General features: G+C 40.7%; 14 protein-coding genes. 13 read left to right on the forward strand and 1 reads right to left on the reverse strand.

Annotation, left to right across the window (positions count from 1 at the left end):
* Positions 1–35 precede the first annotated feature (35 nt).
* Positions 36–2,450, reverse strand: a complete 2,415-nt coding sequence (locus tag G7074_RS16940) for an outer membrane beta-barrel family protein (RefSeq protein WP_166210085.1) — start codon at positions 2,448–2,450, stop codon at positions 36–38.
* A gap of 208 nt (positions 2,451–2,658) precedes the next feature.
* Here G7074_RS16940 and G7074_RS16945 point away from each other — a divergent pair, with 208 nt between their 5' ends.
* From G7074_RS16945 to G7074_RS16990, 13 genes are all read left to right on the forward strand, one after another.
* On the forward strand, positions 2,659–2,883 hold the full coding sequence (locus tag G7074_RS16945; protein ID WP_166210088.1) for a hypothetical protein: 225 nt from the start codon (positions 2,659–2,661) through the stop codon (positions 2,881–2,883).
* A 44-nt stretch (positions 2,884–2,927) separates the two neighbouring features.
* A complete protein-coding gene (locus tag G7074_RS16950; protein ID WP_166210091.1) occupies positions 2,928–3,665 on the forward strand; it encodes a sensor histidine kinase in 738 nt (245 codons plus the stop codon).
* Between the two features lie 39 nt (positions 3,666–3,704).
* Positions 3,705–4,436 carry a LytTR family DNA-binding domain-containing protein gene (locus tag G7074_RS16955; protein WP_166210094.1) on the forward strand — a complete coding sequence of 244 codons (732 nt, stop codon included), beginning with the start codon at positions 3,705–3,707 and terminating at the stop codon, positions 4,434–4,436.
* A gap of 172 nt (positions 4,437–4,608) precedes the next feature.
* A complete protein-coding gene (locus G7074_RS16960; protein ID WP_124560770.1) occupies positions 4,609–5,079 on the forward strand; it encodes a nucleoside triphosphate pyrophosphohydrolase family protein in 471 nt (156 codons plus the stop codon).
* A gap of 3 nt (positions 5,080–5,082) precedes the next feature.
* On the forward strand, positions 5,083–5,934 hold the full coding sequence (locus G7074_RS16965) for an alpha/beta fold hydrolase (protein WP_166210097.1): 852 nt from the start codon (positions 5,083–5,085) through the stop codon (positions 5,932–5,934).
* Positions 5,935–6,304: 370 nt separating this feature from the next.
* A complete protein-coding gene (gene rhaT / locus G7074_RS16970; protein ID WP_370526525.1) occupies positions 6,305–7,288 on the forward strand; it encodes an L-rhamnose/proton symporter RhaT in 984 nt (327 codons plus the stop codon).
* Positions 7,273–7,398: a hypothetical protein gene (locus G7074_RS27970; protein ID WP_370526526.1), complete on the forward strand. Its 126-nt coding sequence runs from the start codon at positions 7,273–7,275 to the stop codon at positions 7,396–7,398. The genes rhaT and G7074_RS27970 overlap by 16 nt, the downstream gene beginning before the upstream one ends.
* 30 nt (positions 7,399–7,428) lie before the next feature.
* The gene (locus tag G7074_RS27280) at positions 7,429–7,743 is read left to right on the forward strand and encodes a class II aldolase/adducin family protein (RefSeq protein ID WP_240916337.1); all 315 of its coding nucleotides are present in this window, start codon (positions 7,429–7,431) and stop codon (positions 7,741–7,743) included.
* On the forward strand, positions 7,638–9,422 hold the full coding sequence (locus G7074_RS16975; protein ID WP_240916340.1) for a bifunctional rhamnulose-1-phosphate aldolase/short-chain dehydrogenase: 1,785 nt from the start codon (positions 7,638–7,640) through the stop codon (positions 9,420–9,422). Before G7074_RS27280 ends, G7074_RS16975 begins: the two co-directional genes overlap by 106 nt.
* Positions 9,416–9,547: a hypothetical protein gene (locus tag G7074_RS27645; RefSeq protein WP_255456741.1), complete on the forward strand. Its 132-nt coding sequence runs from the start codon at positions 9,416–9,418 to the stop codon at positions 9,545–9,547. The genes G7074_RS16975 and G7074_RS27645 overlap by 7 nt, the downstream gene beginning before the upstream one ends.
* Before the next feature lie 306 nt (positions 9,548–9,853).
* Entirely contained in the window at positions 9,854–11,134 is a 1,281-nt protein-coding gene (locus G7074_RS16980) for a sugar isomerase (RefSeq protein ID WP_166210100.1), read from the forward strand.
* Positions 11,135–11,148: 14 nt separating this feature from the next.
* The gene (locus G7074_RS16985) at positions 11,149–12,534 is read left to right on the forward strand and encodes an FGGY-family carbohydrate kinase (protein WP_166210103.1); all 1,386 of its coding nucleotides are present in this window, start codon (positions 11,149–11,151) and stop codon (positions 12,532–12,534) included.
* A gap of 40 nt (positions 12,535–12,574) precedes the next feature.
* Entirely contained in the window at positions 12,575–13,606 is a 1,032-nt protein-coding gene (locus G7074_RS16990) for a GntR family transcriptional regulator (RefSeq protein ID WP_124560764.1), read from the forward strand.
* The last annotated feature ends 150 nt before the right edge of the window (positions 13,607–13,756 follow it).

Consider the following 13,756-nt stretch of genomic DNA (forward strand, 5'->3'; position numbering starts at 1 on the left):
ATCCAAACAATCCAACAATTAACCAATACACACCTTTAATTTTTGCCCACCCTGTTTTCCTCTTCGCTGGTACCTGTACTTCTGCTACGGGCAGTTTTTATTTTCATATTGCCGAACTTATAAGTGAAACTTAAGTTTACTCTACGGCTTTCCCATTCATTTCTCCAGTAAGTTTTAATGTTGTTGTATTCCAGGTTTGCCCTAAAAGAATTCGTATTAAAAATATCATTAACCTTTAAAGCAAGTGTTGCATTCTTTTTCCAGAATGTTTTTTTAGCACCAATATTTAACTGGTAACTGCCTAAACTCTGAAACAAACCCGAAACCGAGGGCGAATCGTAATAGGCATAAGTAGTTAAGCTATAGTTTTTAGGTAAAGTAATGGTGTTATCCATCATTACCGACCAGTTCCACGAAAAAGCATTAAAGCCATTTCCCTGCACTGCCGATTGTGTGCGGTTAAATCCAGCCGAAACCTCGGTATTGTTGTTCCACCATTTGGTTATATCAACCGGACTACCCGTGGCCATGTAAAAATTGGTAGTGCGGTTCAGGTTTTCGGGTCTCGATATACTTTCTTTAGTAGCATCGTTCTGATACACCACTTCCCACATCGAACCATTGTTAACCGAATAGCTTAAAGTTAACACCCTGAAATTTTTGATCGAATAATTCAATTCGAAACTGTTTGCAAAAGAAGGTTGTAACAAAGGGTTCCCTTGTAATGCGGTGTAAGGATCGCTATAGAAAGTAAAGGGATTTAAGCTGCTGTACGAAGGGCGGTTAATGCTTTTTCGGTAAGCCGCGGTAAGCAGGTTGTTCGAATCAATTTTTAATGAAACAAAAACGGTTGGAAAAAGCTTCCAGTATTTTCTGTCGATTAGCGTATTGGTACCCGATGAGCTACCATTTCCCAGCGTTTGTTCGGCCCGAAGACCTGCCTTGATTTGTATATTTTTGAAACTCTGATCCGATGAAAGGTAGATGGCATTGATGTTTTCGTGATATAAAAACTGGTTTGTACGTCGAGCATCATTAATCCATCCCGCCGTTTTTAACGAATCGAAACGCACATCGCTCTGCGATTTTACCCAGCTGCTTTTCCAGCCGGTTTCCATTTTAAATGTTTTATTAAAGTTTAAAGTATAGTCGGCCTTTACCGAATAGATGGCTACATTGCCCATTCCCATATTGCGTAAATCGATAGGATTGCCAATCACATTATCGCTTGCATCGAGGTAGGTGTTGGTAAAGGTTTCGTTTTTGCTGTTATCGTAACGCACGTAATCAGCATCAAAGCCCAGCTCGCCGCCTAAACTATCGGTTTTATAGCGGTAATTGATGTTAAAAGCATGGTTTTTCTCTGTATTGGATTGCGGATTAAACATCGATGTTGCACCCATTTTTGTGCCTGCAGCATTGTAATTAATCGAGTTGCTGTTTACTTTGGTTTCTTCAGGAGCAGTAAAGCCTTTTACCATTATACCTAAAGTATGCTTCTCGTTCATAAAATAATCGGCTCCGGTAGAGTAGTTGAGGCTATTGGTAACCGGATGCCAGAAATTAAGCTGGTTATATTGTTCTTCGCCAATGCTGCGGTTTAGGGTTAAGCGGTTGTAAGAATTGTAATGGCCAGCATTTAAACGGAGATAGGTACTCACCTTACCAATATTGTAGTTGAGGTTGGTTCCTCCGTAAACCTTTTCGTAACGACCATAACCCCCGCCCAGGTTCATGTTGCCATTAAAACCCTGCATTTTGTTCCTTTTCAGTTTAATGTTGATAATCCCGGCGGTGCCAGCTGCATCAAAAGAAGCAGGAGGGTTAGAAATCAGCTCGATTTTACTCAGTACCGAACCAGGCAGCGATTTCAGGTAAGTGGTTAACTCCTGGCCGCTCATGTAGCTCATTTTACCATCAATCATCACATTGATGCCGCTTTTACCTTTTAACACAATATTATCGTCCTTATCAAGCTTTACACCCGGCGACCGGCTAATGACTTCAAGAGCATTATCGCCCGCGGTATTCATCTGTTCTACATTTACAATTACCCGGTCGGCTTTTTGATCGATAACCGGCATTTTGGATACAATGTTTACTTCTTTTAAGTTTTGCGAGTGGTCAGTTAATACAATCACCGGTACTTTTACAGTGGTTGCTTTTACCTCAAAACTTGCCGATTGATTTTTATCATAACCCATCATCAATGCTTTGATTAAATACCGGCCTGCCTTAACATCATTAAACGCGTATACGCCTTGCTGGTTGGTAGCCTGTAAAGCAACCGAAGCCGAATCGGGCAAGTGGATCAGTGCTACTGATGCATAATCTAAAGCTTTGTTGCTTTTATCGGTGATTGTTCCCGATACCTTGGTAGTTTGCGCCAGGGCAGTTTGAATGCCTGAAATAAATAATATAAAAAGAGCAGTCTTAAATAAGCGGTTCATGGGTTGTTGTTTTATAATTGATTGATCCAAAGATGCAGCGGCCGCAGGAGCCTGAAAATTAAATCATCCCAACCCCTCAAAATATTATCCCAACCGGCTTTGAGACTTTAAATGCCTTTCGTACTAAAAAAGGAGGGGTTGGGATAATTATTTATAGGTTTGGCATAAGAAAATAGGCCGTTAAAAAAGCTTTGTATAGTTTTAGGGCATGAAAACATTAAAAACGGTTGCACTACATATACTTTGCTGGGTACTGGTTCTGGGTTATTTTTACGGTGGTTCACTGATAGAAGGCACTACTTTAAGGGCATCGGCCTTTACCATTTCCATGAATTTTATTCAAATTATGGAGTTCTATATCTGTTACCTGTGGGTATATCCCCGTTTTTTAAAAAAGGGTAAAACCCCGTTTCTAATTGGGGGATCGTCCTGACTATTGCAATTTTTATCGCTTCCAGATACCTGATTGAAGAGGTTTTGTATTTAAAATGGTTCGGTTTTCATAACTATGCCGAAGGTACAACGGCCTGGCACTATATTTCTGATAACATTTATTGGAGTTTAGCCTTTATTGTAGTTCCTGCTGCGGTTTATGGGATAGAAAAAAGCTTTTTGGCCGAACGGATGAACCTTAAACTCAAAGACGAAGTGGTAAAAGCAGAACTATCTTTTTTAAAATCGCAGATTAACCCACATTTTTTGTACAATACCTTAAATTATGTGTATTCGCTGGCCATTCCTGTTTCGGATAAACTGGCTAATGCGGTTTTGCGACTATCTGATTTGATGCGCTATACTTTAAACGATAGCCCGGATGGCAAAGTGAGTTTGGATAAAGAAGTAGGCTACTTAGAGAGTTATGTAGAGCTGTTCAAGATGCGTTTCGAGCCTAATTTTTATGTTACGTTTACAACTGAGGGCATTGGCGACCAGAAAATTGCTGCACTGATACTGATTCCCTTTGTCGAAAATGCATTTAAGCACGGCGCGGTAAACGATGAAGCACAACCGGTACGCATTAAGCTTAAAGTACAGCAGAAACGACTGAGTTTTGAGGTCAGCAATAAGATCAGTCACGCACAAAAAGACCACAGCAGTGGGGTAGGTATGGTAAACGTACACCGTAGGCTGGATCTGATTTATCCTGATAAGCACGAACTGTTGGTTTCTAACAACGGCAATACCTATAAAAGTACGTTGATTTTAAATTTGTAGCTTTACCTTTAAACCCGAATTACCTTCAAAATCTTAATTATGATCCGTTGCCTCGCTGTTGATGATGAATCTTATGCTTCCGATATTATTTCGGCTTTTATTAATAAAACGCCTTTTCTCGAACTGGTAGGTACCACGACAAATGCCTTTGAGGCCTTAAATATGGTACAGGAAGGAAAAGTTGACTTGGTGTTTCTGGATATCCAGATGCCAGAATTAACCGGCATCCAGTTTTTAAAAATATGTGGAGGCAAATGCAAGGTAATTTTAACTACTGCTTATCCCGAATATGCATTGGAGGGCTTTGAACTCGATGTGGTAGATTACCTGTTAAAGCCTATCTCTTACGAGCGGTTTTATAAAGCAGCCCAAAAGGCACAGCAAATCTTAGCTCCTGTACCTACAGCACAGCCCGAAGTGATTCAGCAGCCTGCACCAGGCAACGACTTTATTTTTATAAAAGGAGATACCAAAAATAAATTCATCAAAGTAAATTACGACGATATTTTATACATAGAAGGGCTTAAAAACTATGTTTCGGTGTACACTGCTACTCAGCGGATCATCACCTATCAGGCCCTGCGCGAGCTGGAAACGCAATTGCCAAAACCACCTTTTTACCGGATCCATAAATCGTACATCATTTCTATCGAGAAGATTAAAATGATCGATGGCAATACCGTTTTTATTAACGATGAGGCCATTCCCGTTGGCGAAACTTATAAAGAAGAGTTTTTTAAGGTGGTAAGAGAAGGGAAGAAGCAAGGATAGGTTAACTGTATAAATTGGTTAACTGGTTAATTGTTAGGATGCGTTTACAGTTAACCATTTTCAATAATTAACCGATTAACCAACACTAGCCTCCCAAGTGTGCATAAAATCTCCCAAATATTTCTCCCGTTTTTTTTAAGTTTGCTGCATAAAGATTAAATTGAACATGAGCATGCAAGAAACCAATTCACTTAACCAGGTTGCCGAATTCCACACTACTTTTAAACACCCTATTCTCGAAAACCCGGTTATTCCATCTAAGCAAAGAGCTAACCTGCGTATTTCGCTTTTGACCGAGGAGCTGAAAGAATTACAGGAAGCAGTAGAAAACGATGATCTGGTAGAAGTTGCCGATGCACTGTGCGATTTACAGTATGTTTTGGCCGGTGCTATACACGAATTTGGCCTGGGCGGAAAATTTAAAACTTTATTTGATGAGGTGCATCGCTCTAACATGAGCAAGGCCTGCAAAACTGTAGAAGAGGCCGAAAATACCATTCAGTTCTACTTAGATAAGGACGGAACAGAGTCTTACTACAAAGAAATCGATGGATTGTTTCTGGTATTCCGCAAATCGGACGACAAGACTTTGAAATCGATCAATTATTCTCCGGCAGATTTAAAATCGCATTTAATTTACTAATCATTGAAAAGGCTAAAGCAATTAATTGGTGATTTGAAGCAGCAGCCGGATAAGCCCGATGAGGCTTTAATGCGCGAGTTTATTTTTTATTCACCTAAAATGCCGTTACGCCAGCACCAGGAACAGCTGATAGCGGAATCAAAACAATTTAGTCTACCGGTTTTCGACACCTATTTTACCCGTTCCGAAATCAGTATCAACTGTTTTAGCTGGGGTAAGGGCAAACGGAAAGTATTGCTTACCCATGGCTGGGCTTCTAAGGCATTGGATTTCTACGAACTTATTGTCGAGCTGTTAAAAAACGACGATCTGGAGATAATCGCTTTTGATGCACCCGGAAACGGAAGTTCTGTTTCTGAATTTTCGAACCTGATGCTTTATGCCGATTCGGTTAAATCGATAGCGCTCAATTATGCACAGCCTGATATACTCATTGGTCACTCACTGGGCGGAATGGCCAATGTTATTGCCCTGCAGGAGTTGGGTATACAACCAGAACTACTGATTAGTATTGCACCTTTAATCAGGCTCAAAGAGAATTTTGAACAAAGTCTCGATTCAGTTAGCATTACCAGCAAAGACCAGGAAGTTTTCTTTACCAATTTTGAACAAGAGTTCCCGGTTCCGGCAAGTTATTTTAACCTAACCAGTTTATACCAGTTAAAAAACGATACCAATCATTTCCTGGCTTTCGATCCCGAAGACCATATTTCACCCTATTCTTTTTTGCAGGAGTTTTTAATTCAAAACCCTGCAATTGTAGCTCAGTCATTCGAACATGTTGGGCACTATAAAATCCTTAAGTCGGTTGATGTAATTGAGGATATTGCACAGCGGATTCAAATACAGAGCTAATTTTCTGTTTTTACAATGATTTAGCGCTACCCATGGTGGGAAGGTTTCAAAGTAATCATCTTTGGAATTGCGTGAAATAGTGACTATCTAATTTAATTTCTTCTTTTTTTGTGTCAGCTGTAATGGTTAGGAGACTATTAATTTACCACCTTAGACACCTAATGGCATCTAAAATCCGTTCTCAGATCTAAGTTCTAAGGTGTTTGAGGTAGTGAAAACCAGCTGGTAACATTTACCTCTACATTATTAGCTTGCGTCCAAAATGGTCATTTCTTAAATTTTGTGCATAAATACAGGCATCCATAACAGTGCATAACAGTTAAAATTACTGTAAATTATATTTTAGGGCAACCAAATATTAATTAACAGCATGCAGGCAATTTTAGGCGTTATTTTTCATTTCTTCGGTGGTTTCGCCTCCGGAAGTTTTTACATACCATATAAAAAGGTTAAAGGTTGGGCCTGGGAAAGCTATTGGATCGTAGGCGGGATATTCTCCTGGCTTATTGTTCCACCACTTGCCGCTTATTTAACCATCCCAAATTTTACCGCCATTATTAGCAGTACCAATGGCAGCATTTTATGGCTGACCTATTTTTTCGGTGTGCTTTGGGGCATTGGTGGCCTTACTTACGGTTTAGGCGTTCGTTACCTTGGCGTATCGTTAGGCAGCAGCATTATTTTGGGGCTCTGTATGGTATTGGGCTCAATTCTGCCTTCAATTTACTTCGATTTTTTCCCACAGGCAGGTAAAGATACTTTCACCATGTTTCTGCAAACCGATTGGGGCCGCATGGTTTTACTTGGGCTACTGGTATGTGTGCTGGGTATTGTAATCTGTGGCAGGGCTGGTATGATGAAGGAAAAAGAGATGAAAACCGACATTACCGATCCGCATGGGATGGAGGTAAAAACAGAATATAAATTTGGTCTGGGTTTATTTGTAGGCATCGTATCAGGGGTGTTAAGCGCCTGTTTCAATTTTGGTATCGAAGCCGGTAAACCTATGGCCGATGCAGCAAACGCCATCTGGAAAGCCGCTAATCCAGCTGAAACCGGTAATTTTCTTTATCAAAACAACGTTACTTATGTAATTGTACTTTGGGGTGGACTTACCACCAACTTTATCTGGTGTATGCTACTTAATGCGCGTAACAAATCATTTGGCGATTATACCAATAAAACAACCCCACTGCTAAAAAATTATATTTTCTCAGCCCTGGCCGGTACCACCTGGTTTCTGCAATTCTTCTTTTACGGAATGGGCGAAAGTAAAATGGGTAATGGTGCAAGTTCGTGGATTCTGCACATGGCCTTTATCATCTTAATTGCAAATGTTTGGGGCTGGTCTTAAAAGAATGGAAAGGTGTATCGCGTAAAACACTGGTAACGGTTTTGGTGGGGATTTTAACCATCATTATTTCGGTACTCATTGTGGGGTATGGTAACAAAATTAAAGGTTAATCAATAGAAAAATTTAAATAGAATATTATAATGTCAATCGATACGAAAAGTTATAAGCATGTAAGCTATCTGTGGGATGAAGAGGAAGCCGCAAAACTTGCTGGTGATGAAGTTGCTTTGTTAATCTACCGCTCAAATTTATTGGGAGCTGATTTACGCCTCACCAATTATGGAGGCGGTAACACTTCTTGTAAACTGTTGGAAAAAGATCCTTTAACCGGACTGGAAACAGAAGTAATGTGGGTAAAGGGTTCGGGTGGCGATTTAGGTACCTTAAAGAAAAGTGGTTTGGCCGCTTTATATGTAGACCGTTTGCGCAGCTTGAAAAATATTTACCGTGGGTAGCTTACGAAGATGAAATGGTTGAACTGTTTAACCACTGCATTTTCGATTTAAGTTCAAAAGCACCATCAATCGATACGCCATTACACGGTTTCCTGCCGTTTAAGCATATCGATCACCTTCACCCTGATGCAGCCATTGCAATTGCAGCAGCAAAAGATGGTAAACGCATTACCCAGGAGCTGTTTAACGGTACCATTGGTTGGGTAGAGTGGAAAAAACCAGGTTTTGAGCTTGGCTTACAGTTAAAGCAGTGTTTAGATGAAAATCCGGGTATCCGCGGTATTATGTTGGGTTCGCATGGGTTATTTACCTGGGGCGATACCGCTTACGAAAGTTATCTGAATACTTTAGAAGTAATCGAAATCTGTTCAGATTACCTTAACCAGAACTACGGTAAAAAAGGCCCTGTTTTTGGCGGACAAAAAATAGAAAGTGCCGAAGCAGATAAACGTAAAAAACAAGCAGCTGCCTTAGCGCCGGTTTTACGAGGCTTGTGCTCTTCAAAACAACACATGATTGGTCATTTTACCGATGATTCACGTGTATTGGAGTTCATCAATTCAAACGATCTTAGCCGTTTAGCACCAATGGGAACCAGCTGCCCCGATCACTTTTTACGCACCAAAATCAGTCCGCTGGTTTTAGATTTAGCCAGCGATGCCGATTTATCGGATGTTAAAGCATTGAAAGAGACGCTTGAGCCTGCTTTTGAAGCTTACAGAGCGATGTATACCGATTATTATGAAACCTGTAAACATCCAAACAGTCCGGCCATTCGCGATACCAACCCGGTAGTAATTTTATACCCCGGTATTGGTATGTTTACTTTCTCGAAAGATAAACAAACAGCAAGGGTGGCGGCAGAATTTTACATCAATGCCATTAACGTAATGAAAGGGGCGGAAGCTGTTTCTGAATATACCTCTTTACCACATCAGGAAGCTTTTAACATCGAATACTGGTTGCTGGAAGAAGCAAAATTACAGCGTATGCCTAAACCCAAACCGCTTACCGGTAAAATTGCCCTAATTACAGGCAGTGCTGGCGGAATTGGAAAAGCTATTGCTAAAAAGTTTGTGGCAGAAGGTGGTGTAGTGATTTTGAACGACATGAACGCCGAGCGTTTGGAGGAAGCAGGTAACGAATTTGCTGCCCAATTTGGTAAAGATTCGTACAGCACCGCTATTTTAAATGTAACCAGCGAAGAAGATATTAAAAATGCTTTCGATGCTGCTGCACTGGCTTTTGGTGGGGTAGATATTATTGTAAACAACGCAGGTTTATCTATTTCTAAAACCATTGCCGATCATACCGAAAAAGATTGGGACCTTTTATATGATGTTTTGGTAAAAGGGCAGTTTTTTATTACCCAGGCTGCAACAAATACGATGCAAAAGCAAAATATCGGCGGCGATATCATTAATATTGTAAGTAAGAATGCTTTAGTTAGCGGACCAAATAATGCAGGTTATGGCAGTGCGAAAGCGGCTCAATTACACTTAAGCCGGTTAAATGCTGCTGAGCTGGGCGCCGATAGTATCCGTGTAAATGTGGTTAACCCTGATGCGGTAATCAGCGATAGCAATATCTGGGCTGGGGATGGGCAGAAGGCAGAGCGAAAGCTTATGGCATTACCGTGGCTGAGTTGCCAGCTTATTATGCAAAACGTACTTTGTTAAACCAGATTATATTACCAGATGATATTGCCAATGCTTGCTTTGCCTTTGTTGGTGGCTTGTTGCAAAAATCAACTGGTAACGTACTTAATGTAGATGGCGGCGTAGCCATGGCATTTGTGAGATAGTAAAATGTAACCACAGATGGAATTTGTACTAAAAAATGTGGTTTGTGGGGACACAAACCACGGCCATAGGAATACAATCTGTATTTATCTGTATGCACCTGTGGTTAATAAATGTGGTCTGTGTAGACACAAACCACGGCGATAAGTTTTAAATTCAGTTTTAGTAAGTTGTTTCATCGGTCTGTGCCTGGCACGGACCGAAAATGACTTTAATTTTTTTATAATCGTCCTCGTTTACAACGGAGATGAACGGGAAGGGCGATTGTATCGCCACAATAATTAACCTAACAAAAACCAAATATTCTCATGAATATCGAGCAGAACCAAATAGAAAAACACAATGACTCTTTGTTAACTCCACATCAGCGTAAGCTTGCTTTCTTAAAAGAAGATTGGGCACACATTGATCTGGAAAGCGTAATCCAGAAATTGGTCGATTTTCAGATTGCTATTCCAAGCTGGGCATTGGGCACAGGCGGAACCCGTTTTGGCCGTTTTGCCATTACTGGTGGAGAGCCGCGCACCATTGAAGAAAAAATTGAAGATGTAGGTTTGTTACATGCCCTAAATGGTGCAAGCGGAGCTATTTCGCTTCACATTCCGTGGGATATTCCTCAGAATGCCGGAGAATTAAAAAAACTGGCTGCAGGTTACGGCCTTAAGTTCGATGCCATGAATTCCAATACCTTTCAGGATCAGGCTGGTTCGGCGCACAGTTATAAGTTTGGTTCGTTACAAAATGTAAATAAAGCCATTCGCAAACAGGCGATTGAGCATAATATAGAAGTAATTAAACATGGTATTGAGTTAGGATCTGATGCTTTAACCGTTTGGCTTGCCGATGGATCTTGTTTCCCTGGTCAGCTTAATTTCCGTAAGGCTTTCGAAAATACTTTAGAGAGTTTGCAGGAAATTTATTCGGCACTGCCCGATGATTGGAAAATGTTTGTGGAGTACAAAGCGTTTGAGCCTAATTTTTATTCGACCACTGTTGGCGATTGGGGCCAGTCATTGCTGTATGCAAGTAAACTCGGTAAAAAGGCCTATACTTTGGTTGATTTAGGTCACCACCTGCCTAATGCCAATATCGAGCAAATTGTTGCCCTGTTGCTAATGGAAGGAAAATTAGGTGGTTTCCATTTCAACGATTCTAAATATGGCGACGACGATTTAACCGCCGGAAGTATTAAACCTTACCAGTTGTTTCTGATTTTTAATGAGCTGGTTGAAGGAATGGATGCAAAAGGCATGAACCATACTAAAGATCTGGGCTGGATGATCGATGCTTCACACAATGTGAAAGATCCTTTAGAAGACCTGCTTCAATCGGTCGAGGCCATTATGATTGCTTATGCACAGGCACTTTTGGTTGACAGAAAAGCGTTAAACTCTGCTCAGGATAACAACGATGTAGCCAAGGCGCAGGAAATTTTACAACATACTTTCCGTAGTGATTTAAGGGCAATTGTTGCCGAAGCACGCTTAAGGGCAGGTGCGGCATTATCGCCAATTGGTTTATACCGTGATTTAGCTGTGAGAAATAATTTAGTTAATCACCGTGGAAAAACTGTAGCTACAGGTTTGTAAAGAGGAGAATAGAAATGCCAAAACCTGTTATTGCCATATTTGATGTTGGGAAAACGAATAAAAAACTGTTTCTGATTGATGAAAATTATCAGATCGTTTACGAACGTTCGGCCCGTTTTGTTGAAACCGTTGATGAAGATGGCGAAGTCTGCGAAAACCTGGAAAGCCTGCGTTCATCTGTTTACGATTCCCTCCATCAGGTTTTGCAGTTAAAAGAGTTTGATGTTAAGGCCATTAATTTTTCTACCTACGGTGCAAGTTTTGTGTACCTAGATGAAAATGGTGAGCCTTTAACACCACTGTACAATTATTTAAAAGCATACCCCGAAGCACTTAAAAAGAGCTTTTATGCCACTTATGGAGGTGAGGATAAGATTTCGTTAGAAACCGCCTCACCGGTTTTGGGTAGCTTAAACTCGGGCATGCAGCTGTACCGCCTGAAGCATGAAAAGCCAGAAATATTTGACAAAGTGAAATGGGCGCTACACCTGCCTCAATACCTCAGTTATTTAATTACAGGTAAAGCCGTGGCCGATATTACCAGCATTGGCTGTCATACCCAGCTGTGGGATTTTAATAAAAACCAGTACCACAATTGGGTATCAACTGAGAAAATAGACGATAAGTTCGGGGCTTTTACACCGGCCGATTCGAGCCTGAAAACCGATTTTGAAGGCAACAGCATCAAAGTTGGTGTAGGCCTGCATGATAGTTCTGCCGCACTGATTCCTTATCTGGCTAATTTCAATACCCCTTTTGTACTCATTTCTACCGGCACCTGGTGTATCAGTTTAAACCCTTTTAACCAGGATCCGTTAACTGCCGAAGAACTGAAGCAGGATTGCCTCTGTTACATGCACTTTAAAGGTAAGGCCGTTAAAGCTTCGCGCATTTTTGCAGGATACGAGCATGAGGTACAGCTTAAGCGCATCGCCGAACATTTCGACAGGGCTGCTTACCTGTTTAAGCACCTGAAGTTTAATCCGGCTATGATTTTAAAACTGGCCAATAAAATCCCCGAGAATAAGGACGCACAGACAGGCTTTTTCGCAAACTCGGCATTTCCTGATCGCGATCTGAATCTTTTCCAAACGGCAGAAGAAGCTTATCATCAGCTTATTTTTGATTTGGTGAAACAGCAGTTGTACTCGTTAAAATTGATTCTCAATTCGGGTGTGAAACGGATTTTTGTGGATGGGGGCTTTGGTAAAAATGCCATTTATATGCATTTGCTGGCTACCGCTATTCCAGATATTGAAGTGTATGCCTCTTCCGTTTCGCAGGCTACGGCTATAGGTACTGCTTTGGCCATTAACGATGCCTGGAATGAAAATCCGGCACCAACGGATATGATTCAGTTAAAATACTATTCGGCCATACAACGTACATTAGATTTTTAGGAATTTCCTTATATTGGGAATCCTAATACCCCTAACCATTTTGAAACCAGAAGATCTAATACCCTATCTGAATGTTGATGAATACTCGTCGACACCCAAATACAAACAGCTAACCAATGCCATTTTAGCGGCGATAGAAAGTGGTAAGCTGCTTAAAAACAGTTTGCTGCCTTCTATTAATGAGCTGAGTTTTAGTTTGGAAATGTCGCGCGATACTGCAGAAAAGGGCTACCGTAATTTGCGTAAACTGGGGGTGGTAGATTCGGTTCCTGGTAAGGGTTATTTTATCATCAATACCGATTTCTCGCGAAAGCTAAAAATCTGTCTGCTGTTCAATAAGCTCAGTACACATAAAAAGATCATTTACGATTCCTTTACCAAAACCATTGGTGAGCGTGCCGCAATCGATTTTTACATCTACAACAACGATTACGCGTTGTTTAAAAAAATGATCGTAGCCAAGCGCGATGATTATTCTCACTTTGTAATTATTCCACATTTTTTAGAGGGTGGGGAAAATGCACACGAAATTATCAATACTATTCCCAAAGAGAAACTGGTTATCCTCGATAAACTTTTGCCTGGGGTAACCGGCAATTATGCTGCGGCTTACGAAAACTTTGCACAGGATATTTACGCAGCCTTGGAGCAGGCTTTAGACCGCCTTTCGAACTACCGCACCTTAAAAATTATCTTTCCGCGAAACAGCTATTTCCCGCACGAAATATTAACTGGTTTTTACCGTTTCTGTCAGCAGTATGCTTTCGATCATAAAGTCATCCACAATATCAGAGATGAAGAAATTAACCCTGGCGAGGTGTATATCAACCTGATGGAAGATGACCTGGTGATGCTGATTGAGCGTTTGATTGCACAAAAGCTCAAAATTGGTAAAGATGTAGGTGTAATTTCTTACAACGAAACACCTTTAAAAAGAATCATTTTAGATGGAATAACCACCATTTCGACTGATTTTAGCGAGTTAGGCGCCCAGGCGGCAGAGTTTGTATTGAGCGGCAAAACCGAGCGGGTAGAGGTTCCTTTTTATTTAAATTTGAGGAAATCGCTGTAATATGTAGTTGGTCCATCACCCTGAATTTATTTCTGGGTCTCTCAACTAAATTTAAGGGATGCTGAAACAAGTTCAGCATGACGATTTTATTTTCCTTTGAATGGAAATTATAGTTTGTGCATAAAAACCCTTAAACCTACTTTACCCCAA

The sequence above is a fragment of the Pedobacter sp. HDW13 genome, from assembly GCF_011303555.1.
Taxonomy (GTDB): domain Bacteria; phylum Bacteroidota; class Bacteroidia; order Sphingobacteriales; family Sphingobacteriaceae; genus Pedobacter.